Below are 18,727 nucleotides of genomic sequence, written 5' to 3'. Positions count from 1 at the left end.
GGGAGACAACGGACATGACCACCACACCCACCGCCCTTCTCGTGCACGGCGCCTTCGCCGACGCCGGCAGCTGGGCCGGTGTCGTCGCGGAGCTGCAGAACCAGGGCATCCCCGTGATCGCGCCGCCGAACCCGCTGCGCGGGCTGGCCGCCGACGCCGCGTACGTCGCCTCGGTGACCGCGCAGATCGACGGCCCGGTCGTCCTGGTCGGGCACTCGTACGGTGGCGCGGTCATCTCCGTCGCCGGTACGACGGAGAACGTCGTCGGCCTCGTCTACATCGCGGCGTACGTCCCCGAAGAGGGCGAGAGCCTCGGTGAGCTGCAGGGCCGCTTCCCGCTCTCGCAGCTCGTCAGCAAACTCAAGGAGTGGACGTACCCGGTCGATGGCGGGGAGGCGGCGGTCGAGGTCACCATCCAGGCCGAGGCGTTCCCCGGCATCTTCGCCGCCGATGTGCCCGCCCCGGTCACCAAGGCCCTGGCGCTTTCCCAACGCCCGCTGGCCGCCTCGTCGTTCACCGAGCCGGCGTCGGCCGCCGCGTGGAAGACCAAGCCGTCCTGGGCCCTGGTCGCCGCCGCGGACCAGGCGATCAACCCGGAGGTGGAGCGCTTCGGCGCGAAGCGTGCCGGGGCGACGATCGTCGAGCTGGAGGGCGCCTCCCACGCGGTCGCCGTCTCCCGGGCCAAGGAGGTCGCCGCCCTGATCCGCGACGCGGTACGGGCGACGAGCTGACGGCTCTGAGGGCCTTCGGCGCCGTCCGCGCGGCTGTGGAGACGCGTTCAATCTTCCGTCGGCGCGTTCCCGCCAGTGCACCGGCTGGCTGAACGGCGAGGTGGTCGGGCTACGGCCGGCGCCCCGTGCGCGTGGAGGGGCGCGCGGGGCGTGGATGCCGCAGGAGCGGGTGTCCGAAGTGACGGTTCACCCGCCGGGGGTCAGGAGAGACTCCACTGCCGGCTCGTCGCGCCGGTGCCCGTCTCCTGGACCACCGCCACGCCCTCGGTGGTCGAAGCGCCTGTCATGCCGGGGTGGGCAGCCCGCTGCCGGCCGTCCAGGTGCCGGCGGTGGCATCGAGGGACCAGGTGGGGTACTGGCCGCGTTCACCGTCGTTCCCCTGATGGTCATCGGTAGCGAGATCAGCTTCGCGGAGCCGAGGTCAACGGTGACCGCGCTGTCCACGGACAGGTACTCGGGCCCCGCGGCCCGCCCGGGCAGCGGCTTTTTTGGTCGCAGCGCGGCGAATGGGCCTGACACAGTGATCCGTATGGAAGTCCCTCCCGACACGGTGCTCGTCTTTGATCGCGACGAGGAACTCTTGGTCTTCGCATCTTTCGTCCACGCCACGAACTGGATCGAGGCGATGGACATCGACGAGGGTGAGTACGCGGCCGTGTACTCACCGGACGGTGGCGTGTTGGCGCTGACTGCCCCGGAAGGCCCAGAAGGACCGGTCGTTCTGGTCAGGACCAGCAGCGTCGACCTGGGCGATCTGGAGCGGAGAGTGGCCCGCTACTGGCGCCGTCACCAGACAGGTCAACTGCCACGTGACCCGCTGCAGACAGCGCGGTTTCTGATCGAGAGGGACAACAAGCCGCGCAGAGGATGGTGGGGCCGGGTCACCGGCCTGCTGCGACGCGATGCCGCTGGGGCCTGACCAACACCTTCTGCGGGCATCGCGGGGAGGTGCCCTCGACGAACCGGTGACCTCGTCGCACCTCGACGCGTCCGCGACGGATCTCGCTCGCGCCTCGCGCAGCAAGTGTTCTCACAGGCCGCAGACGCCTTCCGGCATGAGGGCGACGCCATCTTCGGGTCCCTCCCCACTGACTGCTCACCGCCACGACGATGAAGGTGGTGTGGCGGTTCCTGACCCAGCTTCCGAAGCGGTTCCGGAGCGGGCGTCACCTCTGGGGCGTACCGACGCCGGTTCGGTGCCCACGAGTTCGGCCACTGGCCCGGCTCGCGGGGCGGGTGGCTGTCGTACTCGGTCGGCACGAGCATTTCGGTGCGCTGCAGGAGTGAACGCCGCAAGCGCTCCCGCGAGATGGTTCGTGGAAGGACGGGGCTACTTGGTGAGCACCGCGGTGCGCCGGGACCAGAGCCCTCGGCGGCAGCGCTGAGCAGGAACGTGGCGTCATCGGCCCGGGCTTGGTGGTCGGCAGCACCGCGTCGCCTGCGGCGTCAGCGGGTTCGGCGTTCCGCGACGGCCGTCACGCTCAGGGCGACGACGGTCAGCAGGCACAGCAGCGCCCAGGCCGGGGTGAAGCTGGCGGTGAGGTCGACCAGCAGGCCGAGAGCGGGCGGCACCGTGACGATGGCGATCTGGTTGACGGACATGGCCAGTCCCAGGGCGAAGCCGGTCTTGCCGGGAGGGGCCGCTTCGGCGACGTAGGCCACCCACGGGCCGTACCACCCGAAGCCGAAGAAGCCGAGCCAGACGAAGACGCCGGAGGCGACGACCGGTGCCCGCCCGGCAGGCGTCATCAGCACAGCCAGCCCGGCGATCACGGCGACCATGCACACCAGCACGATGCCATGACGCCCGGCCCCGCTTCGATCGCTCCAGGCCGCAAGGCAGATCCGGCCCACCACGCCCGCCCCCTGGGACGCCACCAGGATCAGGGCCGCCCGCCCGGCGTCCACCGATGACGTCCGGTGAAGGTGCAGCACCGTCAGGACGCCCACACCGGTCTGCACCGAGATCAGGCTGGTACCCGACAACATGATCTTGACCGCGGACGGTTCGCGCAGCATCCGTAGCCGGGCGCGGAGCTGTGCCGCGAGCGGAACGGACGGCTCCCTGTCGAAGGGGCCAGCCGGTGCGGGTGGTCGTCGGTAGCAGCCCATGAAGAGTCCGGCTCCGAGCAGCGCGACGAAGCCGCCGGTCAGCAGCGTCGCCCGCCAGCCGAACTCCTCGGCGACGAGAGGGAGCACGGCCGAGGCCAGCGCCGCGCCGAGCGGCAGCCCGGCCTGCCGGATGCCCATCGCGAATCCCCGCTGCGATGCGTGGAACCAGGACGCCACCGACTTGCTGCCACCTGGCTGGACGGTGCTGTATCCCGCACCGACCAGCAGCAGGGCGACCAGCAGTGCCCCGTATCCCGGCGCCAGGCTCCCCGCGCCCAGAGCCACCGCGACCACACAGGCCCCGATCCCGACCACCCAGCGCTCGCTGTGGCGGTCCAGCAGTTCGCCCGCGACCAGCAGCCCTGCCAGCGGCACCAGTTGGGCCGCCGAGACCAACAGGCCCAACTGTGTCGTGCTCAGCTCCAGGGCGCGCTGGAGGTGGACGCCCAGCGCCCCGATGCCGCCCACGAAGAAGCCGGACGAGGCCTGGGTGAAGGTGGCGACGCCCAGCACCGTCCAGCGATAGCGCCAGGGGTCAGGGGCCTGGGATCCGGCGGGGCCGGTGGTCTGCAGTGACATGCCGATCACACTGCTGTAATGGTCTTATGACGCTCAACCCTTACGGCGACGTTTGCCTCGGGAGTCGGCCCGGCGCTCGTCCTCGCACCCCGCCATGCCGCTCGGTCGCCACACAGGTCGGGCGAGGACAGAACCGCGGCCCCCGTGCGCGTCCCCGGAGCCCCGGCGGGGGAGAATGAGGGCCGTACTCAACGGTCGACCTTGCGGAGGAGCCGGGAAATGCAGAACGCGCGAGCGGGGCAGGTCGCCGGGCCCGAGGACCTCATCGATGTGGCCCGTCTGGTCACGGCGTACTACACGCTGCACCCCGACCCGGCGGAACCGGGACAGCGGGTGGCCTTCGGCACCTCGGGACATCGCGGTTCGTCCCTCGGGGCGGCGTTCAACGAGGACCACATCGCGGCCACCAGCCAGGCCATCTGCGAGTACCGCGCCGCCCAGGGCACGGACGGCCCCCTCTTCCTCGGAGCCGACACCCACGCCCTGTCCGAGCCCGCTCGGGCCACGGCGCTGGAGGTGTTCGCGGCCAACGACGTGACCGTCCTCATCGACCAGGCCGACGGCTACACGCCCACCCCGGCCGTCTCGCACGCCATCCTCACCCACAACCGGCACCGGACCTCGGCGCTCGCCGACGGAGTCGTCGTCACCCCCTCGCACAATCCGCCCGCCGACGGCGGCTTCAAGTACAACCCGCCGAACGGCGGCCCCGCAGGATCGGAGGCGACCTCCTGGATCCAGGACCGCGCCAACGAGATCATCACCGGCGGCCTCAAGGACGTACGGCGCATCCCGTACGCCCGTGCCCTGGCCGCACCCGGCACCGGCCGCCACGACTTCCTCGGGGCCTATGTCGCCGACCTGCCGAACGTGCTGGACCTGGAGGCGATCCGGTCCGCCGGAGTGCGCATCGGCGCCGATCCGCTGGGCGGCGCCTCGGTCGCCTACTGGGGCCGGATCGCCGAACAGCACCGGCTCGACCTGACGGTGGTCAATCCGCTCACCGATCCCACCTGGCGCTTCATGACGCTCGACTGGGACGGCAAGATCCGCATGGACTGCTCGTCGCCGTTCGCCATGGCCTCGCTCATCGAGCAGCGCGACCGGTTCGACATCGCCACCGGCAACGACGCCGACTCCGACCGGCACGGCATCGTCACGCCGGACGCGGGCCTGATGAACCCGAACCACTATCTGGCCGTGGCGATCTCGTACCTGTTCTCGCACCGGGACCAGTGGCCCGCGGGGGCCGGGATCGGCAAGACCCTGGTGTCGTCGAGCATGATCGACCGGGTCGCGGCGGACCTCGGCCGGACGCTGGTCGAGGTACCCGTCGGCTTCAAGTGGTTCGTGGACGGCCTGTCGGACGGCACGATCGGCTTCGGCGGCGAGGAGTCGGCCGGCGCGTCCTTCCTGCGCCGTGACGGCTCGGTGTGGACCACCGACAAGGACGGCATCATCCTGGCCCTGCTCGCCTCCGAGATCACGGCGGTCACCGGCAAGAGCCCCTCGCAGCACTACGCCGAGCTCACCGACCGCTTCGGCGCCCCCGCGTACGCGCGCGTCGACGCCCCGGCGTCCCGCGAGGAGAAGGCCCTGCTCGCCAAGCTGTCCCCGCGCCAGGTCACCGCCGACACCCTGGCCGGAGAGCCGGTCACCCAGGTCCTCACCGAGGCGCCCGGCAACGGCGCCGCCCTCGGCGGTATCAAGGTGGCCACCGCCAACGCCTGGTTCGCGGCCCGTCCTTCCGGCACCGAGGACGTCTACAAGATCTACGGGGAGTCGTTCCTCGGCGCCGACCATCTGCGCCGGGTCCAGGAGGAGGCCAGGTCCGTGGTGCTGACGGCGCTGGGCGCCTGACCCGAGAAGGCTGACTTTCGGACACGTGCAGGTGTGACGGATGGGGGGCCGCATGAACGATCGCGACGTGCCGTCGAACGAGGAGGCCGACGAGATCCGCCGTTTCTGGGGCGGGCTCGGTCTGCCGGGTCTGATCGACGTCCACACCCACTTCATGCCCGAGCGGGTCCTGCACAAGGTCTGGGACTACTTCGACACCAACGGGCCGCTGATCGGCGGGCTGGGGTGGCCGATCACCTACCGGAAGGAGGAGGCGGAGAGAACGGCGCTGCTGCGGGCGTTCGGGGTCAGGTCCTTCACCGCGATGCTCTACCCCCACAAGCCCGGCATGGCCAGATGGCTGAACGGGTGGGCGGCCGACTTCGCCCACCGCACCCCCGACTGTCTGCACACCGCCACCCTCCACCCCGAGCCGGACGTCGAGACCTACGTCCGGGAGGCCGTCGAAGCAGGGGCACGGGTGTTCAAGGCGCACGTCCAGGTGGGCGGGTACGACCCGGCGGACGAACGCCTCCAGCGGACCTGGGGGCTGCTGGCGGAGGCAGGCATCCCCGTGGTGATCCACTGCGGCTCCGGGCCCGCACCCGGCAAGCACACCGGCCCCGAGCCCATCGCGCGGGTGCTGGCACGGCACCCGAAGCTGCGGCTGATCGTCGCGCACATGGGCATGCCCGAGTACGAGGAGTTCCTCGACCTCGCCGAGCGGTACGACCAGGTGCGGCTGGACACGACGATGGCGTTCACCGACTTCACCGAGGGGTTCATGCCGTTCCCGCGCCGGGCCCTGCCCCGGCTGGCCGCACTCGGCGACCGCATCCTGCTGGGCTCCGACTTCCCCAGCATCCCCTACTCCTACCTGCACCAACTCCAGGCCCTGGAACGGCTGGACCTCGGACCCCAGTGGCTGCGGGCCGTGTGCCACGACAACGCTAAAGATCTGTTCGGCGCCTGACACGTCGCCGGTCGAGTGGGGGAAGGACCGCCTCGACCTCCCCAGGTGTGACGGCCCTTCCCCCGGGCAAGCATCGACTCTGCTACCCGGAAGATCCGGGCTCATGCCCGGCTGCCTCCGTGCCTCGCCCTCGCGGCTCGCGTTGAAGATGCTTTCGGGAGGGGTTGACGAGCACGCGTGGTGCGGTCACGTTGAACACGCCAGGGGTGTGGGAGCGCTCCCGCGTCGAACGAGCCGTACCGGACTCGGCACCGCTTCCCGCGTCCCGCTCCGACCGTCCCCCACCGAAGGATGGCCACATGCTGCCCCCTCCGCCCCGTCCCTTACCCCGCAGAACACTGGTGACCGCCGCCGCTGCCGGCCTGGTCGCCGCCGTCGCCGCTCCCTCGCGGGCGTCCAGCGCCGCCCCGACCCGGTTCCACACGGTGGGCCGGGTCAAAGCGGCCGCCGACGGGTTCGTGCGGTACAGCTGGCCCGGCATCTACTTCGAGGGCCGGTTCCGCGGTACCGGCGTCGGCGTCGTCCTCGACGACTCCGTCAACGACTACGACGTCCAGGTGGACGGCAGGACCACGGCCACCCTCGTGACTCCGGGCCGGACCACCGCCTGGGTCAGGGGACTCACCGACACCGAGCATCGCGTGCGGCTCGTCAAGCGGACCGAGAGCGCCTGGGCCGAGGGCCGGTTCGGCGGCTTCGTCGCCGCTCCGGGCGGCGCGATCCTCGCCAGGCCGTCCGCCCGGCGCCGGCAGATCGAGTTCATCGGCGACTCCTACACCGCGGGCTACGGCAACCTCTCCGGCACGCGTGACTGTTCGAACAACGGGGGAGTCGACCGGAACACCAACTCGGACCTCTCCTTCGGCGCCCTCACCGCCCGACGCCTCGGCGCCGACTACCAGATCAACGCCTTCTCCGGCCGTGGCATGGTCCGCAACTACAACGGCAGCAGCCCCGGCACCGACTTCCGCACCTACTACGACCGTGCCCTGCTGAGCGTGGAGGGCGACGTCTGGCAGAAGCCGGCCGGCTGGCGGCCGCAGGCCGTCGTCATCGGGCTGGGTCTCAACGACTTCTCGACACCCCTCAACCCCGGCGAGCGTTGGAGCACCGAGGCCGAACTGGTCGCCGCCTACGAGTCCGCCTACCACGGCTTCCTCGACAAACTGCGTGCCCGCTACGGCCCCGGGACGTTCCTCGTCGTCAGCGCCACCAACCTGGGCTCCAGCCCCTTCGCCGAGACCGCCGAGCGCATCGTCCGGACGCGAAAAGCCCAGGGCGACGAACGAGTCGGCTATTGGTACTACGACGACCCCGCCCTGGACCACCTGGGCTGCGACTGGCATCCCTCCGCGCAGGACCACCGGATCATCTCCGGCCTGCTCTACGACCACCTCGCCGGACTTCCGCTGCGCTGGTAGCCGACGGGTCGTCAGCACACCCTCACGCCGGTCCGGTGTTCAGTTGATGCAGAGCAGGTTGAGCACGCACAGCCCCGACGGATCGGTCGCAGAGGACGAGGAAGTCGTTTGCGAGCTGTTGCTGCTTGTGCCCGTGTTCGCGGTCGTGTTCGTGTTCGTGGTCGTCGTGCTGTCCGTGGCCGTGGACGAGGAGGTCTGATCCGTCGTCGTGCCGGTGGTGCCGGACGTGCCCGTCGTGTCGCCGGTGCCGGCGCCCGCCGCGGCCGACGTCGAGAGCGTGCTCCGAGACTTCGACTGCGAGGCGGTCGTCGCCGTGGGAGTGGGGGCGGTGGCGGAGTCCGCGTGGACCGACGACCGGGTCGTGGTGGACGCCGCGTCGCCCGTCCGCCGGTGCGAGGCGACCGACTTGGAGGGCGTGTTCGTGGAACCGTGCTGTGCCTCGGCGGGCGTCGACGCCGGGAGTGCGTCGTCCGAGGTCGGCAACTCCGCCACGCCCATGGACCGGTTGTCCGGCGAAGTGGCCGCCTGGGGCCGGACGTTGGACTGCTGGTTCATCGCGGAGACGGTCAGGCCACCACCGACGAGGGCGACGGCGGTCGCGACCACGGCCTTGCGCTGGTTCTTCCGCCAGCGGGCCCGCTGGCGTCGGCGGGCCGCCCGGCCCTCCGTCGCCACGGGCGCGTCCGTCACGTCGTCGGACGGCAGCTCGGCCGGGTCGGATCCGGCGGCCGGCTCCTCGTGGAGTCCCGCGTCGTGTGACGCGGGTGCTTCGTCCCAGGCCGCTGCCGCCACGCCCGTCGTCGCGTAGATGTGGGCGGGGGGAGCGATGTCCGGGGCGTAGGCGCCGCATCCGGGACATGCCAGGGCGCCGTTGAGATGCCGACGGCACGAGGAGCAGTAGTCCATCTGGTCTTCCTGAGTCGACTGCACCATCGGCCCAGTGGCCGTGGCCGGTCTCGTTCGCACGGAGGATCGAGCCGGAGGCAAAAGTAGCGAGCCTTTCGAAAGGCGGTGTGCAGCCTGTGTGATGCTCCTGCGCAGATGTCCGAGGGGTCAGGTGGACAGGAGGGGCGTACGTCGTATTCGCGCCCCTTGTTCCTCGGTGAGCGGCATTTGCCGGGTCCCGCGCGCGACAGGGCCCTGCCGCCGACGGGGGCCTGCTGCGGCGGCGCCGCGCGCGTGCCCCGGTCCCTGGAGTGCGTCTGGCAGGCGCACCTGCTCTCAAAACCGACGAGCGGGTGTGCGCGGAGTACGCGGGCGGACCGGGAGAAACCCGCTGACGCGATGTCAGTACGCCCGCACGGCCGCGTCCGCCGCGCTGTTGCCGACGGCAGCCCCGTGCCGGTCGACGTCGAATGCCGTGAAGTGGAGGGCGCCGACCGCGGGCAGGGGCGTGAACTCGCCGGTGTCGACCCGGTAGACGTAGCCGAAGGGGCCGGGGTTGGTGTCGACGGTGGCGCACTTTCCGGACACGCCGTTGATGTAGGTCCGGCCGGGGCCGAAGGTCGACAGCGTCTGTGGCGTCCAGCCCCTCCAGCCAACCGCCCGCCCCACGGAACGTACGAAAAAACTCATCCGGGTGACGAATCCCCTGTGGACGCGCGGCGCGCAGGTGCCCGCGCCGCCAGCGCCTCCAGCAGCAGGTCCACCGCCTCCTCGAACGAGCCGTCCGCCATGCCCGGCAACTCGCGCCGTACCGCGGTGAGCGCCGGGTACGCCACCGGGTCCAGGTCCTGGTAGACGTCCCGCCACGCCCGCTGGTCGGCCTCGCGCTGCTGCCGGGGGAGTGCCTGGAACGCCGCGTCGGTGGCCGCGTGGCTGAGCACCGTGTCGATGAAGGCCAGGTACAGGCGCGCGGCGGCGGCCGGGTCGAAGCCCGCGGAGAGCAGCAGGCCGATCCCCGTGTCCACCGCCTGGATCTCGCTCCTGCGCCGGGTCACCCGGTGCGCGGCCATGGCGGCCGCCCGCGGATGGGCGAGGTATCCGGCACGGACCCGCAGGGCCATCTCGCGCAGCGAGGCCACCCAGTCCTTCCCGGGGACGAACCCCGCCATCGCGTCACCGATGATCCGGTCCGCGATGGCGAGCACCAGGTCGTCGGTGTCGTGGAAGTAGCGGTAGAGGGCGGTCGGGTCGCAGCCCAGCGCCGCGCCGAGCCGGCGCACGCTGAGCGCTTCGGGACCGTGCTCGCCGATCAGCCGCAGTGCCGTCTGCACGATGAGGTCCTCGGACAGCAGGACTCCGGAGCGGGTGGGCCGCCGGCGTCGGCGCTCCTGCGGGACACGGCTGGACATGGGCAGGTTCCTCTCGTCCGGGCGCGCTCAGTGAACGACCCCCGCCCGCCTTACGTCAACAGGGTTGACCCAATGTGGACGTCGGCTGTTCCATCACCTCACCGCGCGGCTCTTCCCCGTCTCCCGTCCCCGAGGAGCCCTCCATGTCGTCCGCCCCGCCCCTGCCCTCCGCACCGAGCCCGGATCTGCGCCGTTCCCTCGGCGTCGTCGACGGCGTGGCCATCGCCGCCTCCAGCACCGCGGCCACCACCAGCATCGCCATCGGCATGGGCACGATCGCGACCATCGTGGGCCTCCAGGCCCCGGCACTGCTGCTCCTGGCGTTCCTGCCGGTCCTCGGCATCGCCACCGCCTACGCCCGCCTGAACCGCTCGGAACCGAACTGCGGCAACGGCTACGTCTGGGTCGGCAAGTCCCTCGGCCCCTGGCCCGGCTTCCTGACCGGCTGGGTCACCCTGGTCGGCTCCGTCATCTTCTGCGCCTACACCAGCGCGATCATGGGCTCGGTCGTCCTGGCCTTCGCCAACAAGGCAGGTCTGCACAGCCTCGCCGGCATCACCCTCGACCCCACGTCCACCGGTGTCACCACGGCCGTCGGGCTGGTGATCCTCCTCGGCCTCACCGCGCTCGCCGTCACCGGGGTGCGGTCCGCCACCCGCTTCCAGTTCGCCCTGCTGATCTTCGAGTACGCCGTGCTGCTGGCCTTCTGCGGCTGGGCCCTGGTCACCGGCGACCACCCCCTCTCGCTGTCCTGGTTCAACCCCTTCGAGATCTCCAGCGGCACCACCTTCGCCCAGGGCATGGTCCTCGCGGTCTTCTTCTTCTGGGGCTGGGACGCGGCCTTCAGCGTCAACGAGGAGACGAAGAGCCCGGGCGACGCGGCCCGCGGCGGCCTCATCGCCCTCTTCGCCATGCTCGGCCTGTTCCTGTTCGCCTCGGTCGCCTTCCAGCGGGAGATGAGCCTGGCCGAACTCGTCAGGAACGGCCCCCAGGCCCTGCCGTACCTCGGCGAGAAACTGGCCGCCGAACCCTGGGCCACCCTGCCCCTGGTCGCGCTGATGTTCTCCGCCGTCGCCTCCGTGCAGGCCACCCTGATCCCCACGGCACGCGGCCTGTTCGCCATGAGCCGGGACCGCACGATGGGACCGGTGTGGACCCGGATCCACCCGCGCTACGGCACCCCCGCCGCCGGCACGGTCGTCGTGATGTCCATCGCCGGAGCGATCGCCGTGCTCGCCGTCGCGATCCCCAAGCTGAGCGACATGCTGCTGGCCGCCGTCAACGCCATCGGTCTGATCGTCGCCCTCTACTACGGCCTCACCGCGGTGGCCTGTGCCGTTCGCTTCCGCTCCGCGCTGCACGATGGAGCACGGGAGGCGCTTCTCGCCATCGGCGTGCCCGCCGTGTCCGGCCTGATCCTGCTCGGCCTCGGCGGTTACCTCGGATACTCGTACCTGACCATGAGCGATCACTTCGAACTCAGCCCGGACAACGGCTGGTTCATGTTCTCGCTGCCCGCCGCGATCGTCCTCGCCGGCCTCGGCATGGCCGCCGTCGCCAAGTACGTGCGGCACTCGCCGTACTTCACCACGGGGCGCGGTACCGACGCCGAGTCCCTGACCCTGCCGATGGACCGCACGGCGGTCTGACCATCCCTGGAGCCCACCCCCATGTCACACACCGCGGACCTAGTGCTCACCGGCGGTCCCGTGCACACCGTCGATCCCGCCCGCAGCCGCGCCACCGCCGTGGCCGTGCGCGACGGGCGGATCGCCGCCGTCGGCCACGACGAGGTGCGCGAGCTGATCGGCCCGCGCACCGAAGTCGTCGACCTGGCAGGGAAGTTGCTCCTGCCGGGCTTCCAGGACGCCCATGTCCACCCGCAGGGCGCGGGCCTCGAACTCGGCCTGTGCCACCTCGCCGACACCGTCGACCCGGCCGAGTACCTGCGCAGGATCAAGGCGTACGCCGATCAGCACCCGGACGCCGAGTGGATCACCGGCGGCGGCTGGTCCCTGGAGGCGTTCCCCGGCGGCGCTCCAACCGCTGCGGCCCTCGACGCGATCGTCCCGGACCGACCCGTCTTCCTGCCCAACCGCGACCACCACGGCGCCTGGGTCAACAGCCGGGCACTGGAGCGCGCGGGCATCGACTCCCGTACCCCGGACCCGGTGGACGGCCGGATCGAACGCGACGCCGACGGCAACCCCACCGGCATGCTCCAGGAGGGCGCGGTCCACCTGGTGGGAAGGCTGGCTCCGGACCCCACACCGGAGGAACAACTCGCGGCCCTGCTGCGGGCCCAGGCCGTGCTGCACTCGTACGGCGTCACCGCCTGGCAGGACGCCATCGTCGGCGCGTACGCCAACATGACCGACCCGGCGCCCTCCTATCACGCGGCCCTCGACCGGGGACTGCTCACCGCCCGCGTGGTCGGTGCCCTGTGGTGGGACCGTGAGCGGGGTGCCGAGCAGATCCCCGAACTCGTCGCCCGACGCGAGGACTTGAACCGTGGCCGGTTCCGTGCCACGACGGTGAAGGTCATGCAGGACGGCATCGCGGAGAACCACACCGCCGCGATGCTCGACCCGTATCTGACCGGCTGCGGCTGCTCCTCGGACAACAGCGGCATCAGCTTCGTCGAGCCGGGCGAGCTGAGGAAGTACGTCACCGAACTCGACGCGGCCGGCTTCCAGGTCCACTTCCACGCGCTCGGCGACCGCGCGGTGCGTGAGGCCCTCGACGCCGTGGAGTCCGCCCGCGCGGCCAACGGGTGGCGGGACACACGGCACCACCTCGCACATCTGCAGGTCGTGCACCCGCACGACATCCCCCGGTTCCGCGCCCTGGGCGCGAGCGCCAACCTCCAGATGCTGTGGGCCGCCCACGAACCGCAGATGGACGAACTGACCCTGCCCTTCCTCGGTGCGGAACGGGGCACACGGCAGTATCCGTTCGGCGATCTGCTGCGCGCGGGCGCGACCCTGGCCGCCGGCAGCGACTGGCCGGTCAGCAGCCCCGACCCCTTCCAGGCCATCCATGTCGCCGTCAACCGGATCGCCCCCGGCGCCCCCGAGGGCACGCCGGAGTTCCTTCCGGAGCAGCGCGTCGACCTGGGCACCGCCCTCGCCGCGTACACGGCGGGGAGCGCCTATGTGAACCACCTCGACGACGTCGCCGGCAGCATCACCGTGGGCAAGTCGGCCGATCTCGTCGTCCTCGACCGCGATCCGTTCGCGGGGCCGCCCGAGGAGATCGCCGCCACCCGGGTCCTGGAGACCTTTGTCGACGGGCAGCGGGTTCACGCGGCGCGGGATGCCTGAGCCGCTGTGATGGGAAAATCGAAATAGGTGTCCGGATAAGGCTCGTCCTTGAGTGTGTAGTGCCACCACTCGTATGGGTATGAGCTGAAACCGCCGGCCTCCATGAGGGAGCGCAGCCGGTGACGGTTTGCCGCTTCGGCCGGCGTGATCCCTCTTGCTCCATGATGCGAGAGGGAATCCATCAGGTCATGGCCACCGCCCATGGGGACGAGTTCGCCGGTTTCCAGGTGATACAGCGTAAGGTCAACGGTGCTTCCCCGGCTGTGGCCCGACTTGGCGGCCACGTACCCCTTGTCGAACATCTCGGCTCTGTCGATGTTCGGATAGTGCCGTCGTTTTGTCCGGCCGTCCTCCGGCTGTTGTGACCAGCGCAGAAAGCAGTCCACGGCGCGTTGCGGGCGGTAACCGTCCCACAGGAGCAGGCCGAAACCGAGGGACTCGGCCTTTTCCTGCGTCTTTCCCAGGGCCGCACACATGGTCCTCGTGCCGACTATGCGATTTGCCAGGTATCCGTCCACCGGTTTGCCGGTGAAGTTGTCCCAGGTGGCGTACTTGGCATCCCAGCGTATTCCGGGTACGAGTTCGTCCACGAAGGCGAAATCATCCTTCATTCGCTTTTCCCCGTCAACGCCAGCGACACGACCCGGTCGATCACTTCGGCGAGCGGCAACCCGGCGGCGGCCATCATCCTCGGATAACGGCTGTACGAGGTCATACCCGGCAGGGTGTTGACCTCGTTGAGGATCACCTCGCCATCCTCCTTGAGGAACATGTCCACCCGTGAGAGCCCCCTGCAGCCCAAGGCGCGGTACACGGCTTTCGCGGTCTCCTGCACCAGTGATCGCGACTCCGCCGGAATGTCGGCGGGAACGATCGGTGTCGAGTTTTCGGAGCCGCTTTCAGGCGCTGACTCCTGATGAATTCTGAAGAAGCCGTGCGAGAGGGCAATCCGATCCACCTCGCCCACGACCAGATCCGGACCGTTCCCCAGGACGGCACACCCGATCTCGCTGCCGACGACAGCCTCTTCGATCAGCACCTTCGAGTCGTACTCTCCTGCGCTTTTCACCGCGCTCAGGAGTTCCTCTTTTCGGGACACCTTGCTGACGCCGAAGGACGACCCCGAACGGGCCGGCTTCACGAAAACGGGGTAGGTGAGCCGGTCGGGATCGATGCTTTCGTCCGCTGCGACGGTCCAGAACTTCGGCGTGGCGATACCCGCGCTTCCGGCGACGAGGTAGGCAAGGGATTTGTCCATGCACAGGGCAGAGCTCTGGACGTCGCAGCCGACGTAGGGGATGCCCGAGATTTCCAGCAGGCCCTGTATCGCACCGTCCTCGCCGAGCCTGCCGTGCAGAACGGGAAGCACGACGTCCAAACGGATCGTTTCATATCGCCCCTGCTCCAGAATGAGCAGTCCGTGCACGCTTCTGTCCGGTGACAGGGCGACGGGACGGCAACTGCCGTTCTCCCACTGCGGTTCAGGGCCGTCACAGAGCTGCCAGGCGCCGCCCTTCGTGATCCCCACATAGAACGGTTCGTACTTCTCGGAATCGAGGTTCCGTGCTACCTCCTGTGCCGACTTGACGGAGACACTGTGCTCTTCGGAGCAACCCCCGAATATGACTCCGACCTTCACCTTAGCCATGCCGACTCCTGCTTTCGAATTTCAGACAGTTGGTGATCGAGTTCTCGACCGTGTCCCTCAGGGCGTGTTCCGTGTAGTAGGCGGTGTGCGGAGTGATGAGCACATTCGGGAGTTTTTGCAGCCGCAACAGCACCTTGCTCCCGATGGGTTTGTTTCTGCAGTCGGCGTAGAATATGCCCTCCTCCCCTTCGAGGACATCCAGCGCCGCACCGCCCAATCGGCCGCTTTCCAATGCGAGAACAAGGGCCTCGGTGTCGAGCAGTGCACCGCGTCCGGTATTGATGACGAACGCCCCGTGCTTCAACCGCTCGATACGCTGATGATCGAGGAGATGGTATGTGTCCGGGGTGAGCGGTGCGTGGAGCGTTACGATGTCGCTCAGCTGCAGCAACTCATCGAGCGGGACATGGTCGGCAGCAGTCCTCGGGCGATTGTCATGCGCCAGTATGCGACAGCCGAATCCCCGCAGCCTGTCGACGACAGCGCTGCCGATGCGTCCCGTTCCGACCACTCCGACGGTGAGGTCGCGCATTTCCTTTCCGCGCACATCGTTCAACCGGTAATCGTGCTCGTCCGTGCGGCGGGCGGTGGATTTCGCATGCCGCACCGCCATCAGCATCAGCATCAGCGTGTAGTCGGCGACGCTGTCGGGTGAATAGGTGACGTTTTCGACTGAAATACCGACGCTGGCCGCGTAGTCCACGTCGATGTGGTTGCAGCCGATACTCCTCGTGGAGATGTATTTCACCCCGGCCTGCCCGAGCGCAAGAAGAGTGGGATGGGTGATCCGGGCTTTATGGCCTACGCTGATGCACCGGTTTCCGAGGGCCAGTGACGTATTGGCTTCGGATACCGGGGCCTCCGTGATCGTCGGCTTGACGCCGAAGCGGGGCGCCATCTCACGGAACAAGAGGGCCTCGTCCTGGCCGCATCCATAGATGGTGATCCCCGTTGCCGGTTCGCTGAAGGTCATGCAGCCAGTCAAGGCAGTGGAGTGTTGCCGGAATGTATCGAAAACTACATACGCTGCGACAACACCACGCCACCTTGACTCGAGGCATGACCTATAACGAACCAGCCTCGTGATCCCGCTCAGCGTCAGCGAGATATCCGCGGTCGTCGGGGGCAGAGTCGAGGGCGACGGCTCCGTGACGGTGACCGCGCCCGCCGTGCTCGACGGCAGACGGGCCGAGCCGGGCGGCCTCTTCGTCGCCTTCGCCGGCGAGCAGGTCGACGGCCACGACTACGTCGGCCAAGCCGGCCGGACAGGCGCGGTGGCCGTGCTCGGCTCCCGGCCCACGCCGCTGCCCACCGTCGTCGTCGACGACGTCCGGGCCGCGCTGCAGGCACTCGCCGCCCACGTCGTGGCCCGGTTGCGCGACGGGCTGACCGTTGTCGGGCTGACCGGCTCCCAGGGCAAGACCGGTACCAAGGACCTGCTGGCGGCCGTACTGTCGAGCGTCGCGCCGACGACCGCCACGATCGGCTCGCTCAACAACGAGCTCGGTGTGCCGCTCACCATGCTGCGCGCCGACGCGGCCACCAGGTTCCTCGTCCTCGAGATGGGAGCCCGCCACATCGGAGACATCGCCGCGCTCACGGACCTGGTCGCGCCCGACATCGCCGTCGTTCTCAACGTCGGCCAGGCCCACCTCGGCGAGTTCGGGTCGCGCGCGGCCATCGCCCGGACCAAGGGCGAGCTGATCCAGGGGCTGGCACCGGGCGGCACCGCCGTCCTCAACGCAGACGACCCCCGGGTGACGGCGATGCGCTCGCTCACGGACGGCCCGGTACTGACCTTCGGCCGTGCCGAGCACGCCGACCTGCGCGTGACCGACCTGACGCTGGACCGGCTCGGCCGGCCGTCCTTCACGCTGCGGGCCGCCGGCGCCTCGGCACCCGTCGCGCTGTCACTCGTGGGCACCCACCAGGCGCTCAACGCGTCGGCTGCCGCGGCCGCGGGACTGGCGGCCGGCGTACCCCTCGACGTGGCCACTGCGGCGCTGGCGACTGCCTCGCTGTCACCATGGCGCATGGAACTGCGCGAGCTCGCCGGTGGCACAACGCTGCTCAACGACTCCTACAACGCCAACCCCGACTCGACCCGCGCCGCTCTGGACGCGCTGGCGGCGATCGAAGGCGGGCGCCGCATCGCCGTCCTCGGCGAGATGCTCGAACTCGGCGACGAGAGTGCGGCCCAGCACCGCGCCGTCGGCGAGTACGCCGCCTCCCGGGCCGACGTGGTGGCCGCGGTCGGCGAGGCCGCCCGGTCGATCGCCGACGGCGCGGGAGAGCGGGCGGTGGTGCTGGCCGACAACGACGCGGCGGTCGACTGGCTGCGCGGTCACCTCACCGCCGGCGATGTGGTCCTCGTCAAGGCCTCCCGCGGAGCGCGCCTCGACGAGGTCGCGGCCGCGCTCGCGTAGTCCGGCGCGGCGAGCGGGGCCCGAGGCCTGGCCTGCCCCGAGGCCCCGTGCTCGCTGAGGTCACTCGCAGTCAGACGTACGCTGACAGCGAGCCGAACTCGTAGCCGGTGCCCCCAATAACCGGTACCGGGCCCAGGCTCATCGCCCGCGCCGCTTCATGTAGAGGTCGAAGGCCCGGTAGACCATCGGCCGCAGTGGCAGGTCCCACTCACCGACATACCTCACCGCCCGGCCGCCGGTGCCGACCTTGAACTGGATCAGCCCGACGTGCGGGGAGTCGGCGTCCAGGGTGGGGGTGATGCCGCGCAGGTCATAGACGTCGCAGCCGGCCGCCAGCGAGTCGCGGATCATCGCCCACTGGCAGGCGTTGGAGCCGCGCACCTCGCGCTTCTCGGTGGAGGAGGCGCCGTAGGAGTACCACGCGTGCCCGCCGACGCGGACGAGGATGGTCGCGGCGACCAGGTCGCCTCGGTGACGGGCGAGGTAGAGCCTGATCCGCTCGGGATCCTCCGCGCTCAGCGCCGCGAACATGGTTTCGAAGTAGCGCAGCGGGCGGGGTGTGAAGCGGTCCCGCTCGGCGGTGTGGACGTAGAGATCGTGGAACGCCTTCACGTCCGCAGCGACCGTGACCTCGACTCCTTCCTTGGCCGCCTTCTTGATGTTGCGGCGCCAGAGCTGGTTCATGCCCCTGAGCACGTCGTCCTCGGTCCTGCCGGCCAGCGGGATCTCGTACTTGAACTGCGGATGCCCGACCCCGAAACCGTCCTCGGGGCTCTGCGGAAGCCAGCCGGCGTCCGTCAGCCAGTTGCTCACGCGGGCACCGACCGGGTCGGCCCACTGGGCGGACATCTCGGTGAGCCGCCTGATGCCGGGGTCGGCGATACCCTCCTTGACCTGGTCGGCGCTCCAGGTGTTCGTGCGCACCGGCGGGCCGATCCGGATGCCGAACGCGCCGTGGGCCTTGAGGTAGGACGCCAGTGGGTCGAGCCACGCGTCGATCTCGCCGGTCCAGTCGATGACCGGTCCCTCGGGCAGATAGGCCAGCGTGAAGCGCTCCAGTCGCGGCACCGGTCGGTGCAGGACGAGCCCGGCACCGACCAGCCGCCCGCCGTAGAACCAGCCGAGGGACTCGCAGCGCCACTCGGTCTTCACCCGGCCCCATGCCGGGGTCTGCAGGAAGCTGACCGACCGCTGTGTCCGCACGAACGCCAGATGTTCGGCCGCGCTGATCGGCTCGACAGTCAGCCTCACCGGGCGTTCTCGGTTCCTGTGCCTGCTTTGCTCGAGGACATGTCTCCAGTGAAGGGAGCAGGGTGTTGCCGGCATGTATGCGGTTTTCGATACGCCGACGATATGTACCGACTCGGCCGACCCTCCGGTG

General features: G+C 69.9%; 16 protein-coding genes. 8 read left to right on the top strand and 8 right to left on the bottom strand.

Going from position 1 to position 18,727, the window contains the following annotated elements; translation table 11 throughout:
* Positions 1–14 precede the first annotated feature (14 nt).
* Both ACIBJB_RS13780 and ACIBJB_RS13775 read left to right on the top strand, forming a co-directional pair.
* Complete coding sequence (locus ACIBJB_RS13780; protein ID WP_398929974.1) at positions 15–731, top strand: alpha/beta fold hydrolase; 717 nt, start codon at positions 15–17, stop codon at positions 729–731.
* A gap of 382 nt (positions 732–1,113) precedes the next feature.
* A complete protein-coding gene (locus ACIBJB_RS13775) occupies positions 1,114–1,650 on the top strand; it encodes a hypothetical protein (protein WP_398929972.1) in 537 nt (178 codons plus the stop codon).
* A 527-nt stretch (positions 1,651–2,177) separates the two neighbouring features.
* On the opposite strand, the gene ACIBJB_RS13770 is transcribed toward ACIBJB_RS13775, so the two are convergent.
* The gene (locus ACIBJB_RS13770) at positions 2,178–3,422 is read right to left on the bottom strand and encodes an MFS transporter (RefSeq protein WP_398929970.1); all 1,245 of its coding nucleotides are present in this window, start codon (positions 3,420–3,422) and stop codon (positions 2,178–2,180) included.
* Positions 3,423–3,641: 219 nt separating this feature from the next.
* On the opposite strand from ACIBJB_RS13770, the gene pgm reads away from it, so the two are divergent.
* The 3 genes from pgm (at position 3,642) to ACIBJB_RS13755 (ending at position 7,655) form a co-directional block, all read left to right on the top strand.
* Positions 3,642–5,282: a phosphoglucomutase (alpha-D-glucose-1,6-bisphosphate-dependent) gene (pgm, locus tag ACIBJB_RS13765; RefSeq protein WP_398929968.1), complete on the top strand. Its 1,641-nt coding sequence runs from the start codon at positions 3,642–3,644 to the stop codon at positions 5,280–5,282.
* A 52-nt stretch (positions 5,283–5,334) separates the two neighbouring features.
* Positions 5,335–6,234, top strand: a complete 900-nt coding sequence (locus ACIBJB_RS13760; RefSeq protein WP_398929966.1) for an amidohydrolase family protein — start codon at positions 5,335–5,337, stop codon at positions 6,232–6,234.
* A 299-nt stretch (positions 6,235–6,533) separates the two neighbouring features.
* Positions 6,534–7,655 (top strand): SGNH/GDSL hydrolase family protein, encoded by a 1,122-nt coding sequence (locus tag ACIBJB_RS13755; RefSeq protein WP_398929964.1) that lies wholly within the window; start codon positions 6,534–6,536, stop codon positions 7,653–7,655.
* A gap of 39 nt (positions 7,656–7,694) precedes the next feature.
* On the opposite strand, the gene ACIBJB_RS13750 is transcribed toward ACIBJB_RS13755, so the two are convergent.
* The 3 genes from ACIBJB_RS13750 to ACIBJB_RS13740 form a co-directional block, all read right to left on the bottom strand.
* Positions 7,695–8,588 (bottom strand): hypothetical protein, encoded by an 894-nt coding sequence (locus ACIBJB_RS13750; RefSeq protein WP_398929962.1) that lies wholly within the window; start codon positions 8,586–8,588, stop codon positions 7,695–7,697.
* A gap of 354 nt (positions 8,589–8,942) precedes the next feature.
* Complete coding sequence (locus ACIBJB_RS13745; RefSeq protein ID WP_398929960.1) at positions 8,943–9,209, bottom strand: hypothetical protein; 267 nt, start codon at positions 9,207–9,209, stop codon at positions 8,943–8,945.
* 17 nt (positions 9,210–9,226) lie between these two features.
* Positions 9,227–9,949 carry a TetR family transcriptional regulator gene (locus ACIBJB_RS13740; RefSeq protein ID WP_398929958.1) on the bottom strand — a complete coding sequence of 241 codons (723 nt, stop codon included), beginning with the start codon at positions 9,947–9,949 and terminating at the stop codon, positions 9,227–9,229.
* A gap of 143 nt (positions 9,950–10,092) precedes the next feature.
* Here ACIBJB_RS13740 and ACIBJB_RS13735 point away from each other — a divergent pair, with 143 nt between their 5' ends.
* Together ACIBJB_RS13735 and ACIBJB_RS13730 are read left to right on the top strand one after the other, a co-directional pair.
* On the top strand, positions 10,093–11,598 hold the full coding sequence (locus ACIBJB_RS13735) for an APC family permease (protein WP_398929956.1): 1,506 nt from the start codon (positions 10,093–10,095) through the stop codon (positions 11,596–11,598).
* Positions 11,599–11,619: 21 nt separating this feature from the next.
* Positions 11,620–13,272: an amidohydrolase gene (locus tag ACIBJB_RS13730; RefSeq protein ID WP_398929954.1), complete on the top strand. Its 1,653-nt coding sequence runs from the start codon at positions 11,620–11,622 to the stop codon at positions 13,270–13,272.
* On the opposite strand, the gene vanX is transcribed toward ACIBJB_RS13730, so the two are convergent.
* Genes vanX through vanH form a run of 3 tightly spaced genes read right to left on the bottom strand, consistent with a single transcriptional unit; the run spans position 13,251 to position 15,893 of the window.
* On the bottom strand, positions 13,251–13,883 hold the full coding sequence (vanX, locus tag ACIBJB_RS13725) for a D-Ala-D-Ala dipeptidase VanX (protein ID WP_398929952.1): 633 nt from the start codon (positions 13,881–13,883) through the stop codon (positions 13,251–13,253). The two genes, ACIBJB_RS13730 and vanX, sit on opposite strands and share 22 nt — an antisense overlap.
* The gene (vanA-Sc, locus tag ACIBJB_RS13720; RefSeq protein ID WP_398929950.1) at positions 13,880–14,920 is read right to left on the bottom strand and encodes a D-alanine--(R)-lactate ligase VanA-Sc; all 1,041 of its coding nucleotides are present in this window, start codon (positions 14,918–14,920) and stop codon (positions 13,880–13,882) included. The genes vanX and vanA-Sc overlap by 4 nt, the downstream gene beginning before the upstream one ends.
* Positions 14,913–15,893, bottom strand: coding sequence for a D-lactate dehydrogenase VanH (gene vanH / locus ACIBJB_RS13715; RefSeq protein ID WP_398929948.1), 981 nt, complete (start codon positions 15,891–15,893; stop codon positions 14,913–14,915). Before vanH ends, vanA-Sc begins: the two co-directional genes overlap by 8 nt.
* 109 nt (positions 15,894–16,002) lie before the next feature.
* Here vanH and murF point away from each other — a divergent pair, with 109 nt between their 5' ends.
* Positions 16,003–17,346 (top strand): UDP-N-acetylmuramoyl-tripeptide--D-alanyl-D-alanine ligase, encoded by a 1,344-nt coding sequence (gene murF / locus ACIBJB_RS13710; RefSeq protein ID WP_398929946.1) that lies wholly within the window; start codon positions 16,003–16,005, stop codon positions 17,344–17,346.
* Between the two features lie 138 nt (positions 17,347–17,484).
* Here murF and ACIBJB_RS13705 read toward each other — a convergent pair whose 3' ends face one another.
* Positions 17,485–18,597 (bottom strand): lipid II:glycine glycyltransferase FemX, encoded by a 1,113-nt coding sequence (locus ACIBJB_RS13705; RefSeq protein ID WP_398929944.1) that lies wholly within the window; start codon positions 18,595–18,597, stop codon positions 17,485–17,487.
* Between the last annotated feature and the right edge of the window lie 130 nt (positions 18,598–18,727).

Source organism: Streptomyces sp. NPDC050759 (assembly GCF_044456945.1).
Lineage (GTDB): Bacteria > Actinomycetota > Actinomycetes > Streptomycetales > Streptomycetaceae > Streptomyces.
The sequence above is the reverse complement of the archived record's forward strand: the minus strand, read 5'-3'. Positions and strand labels throughout refer to the sequence as shown.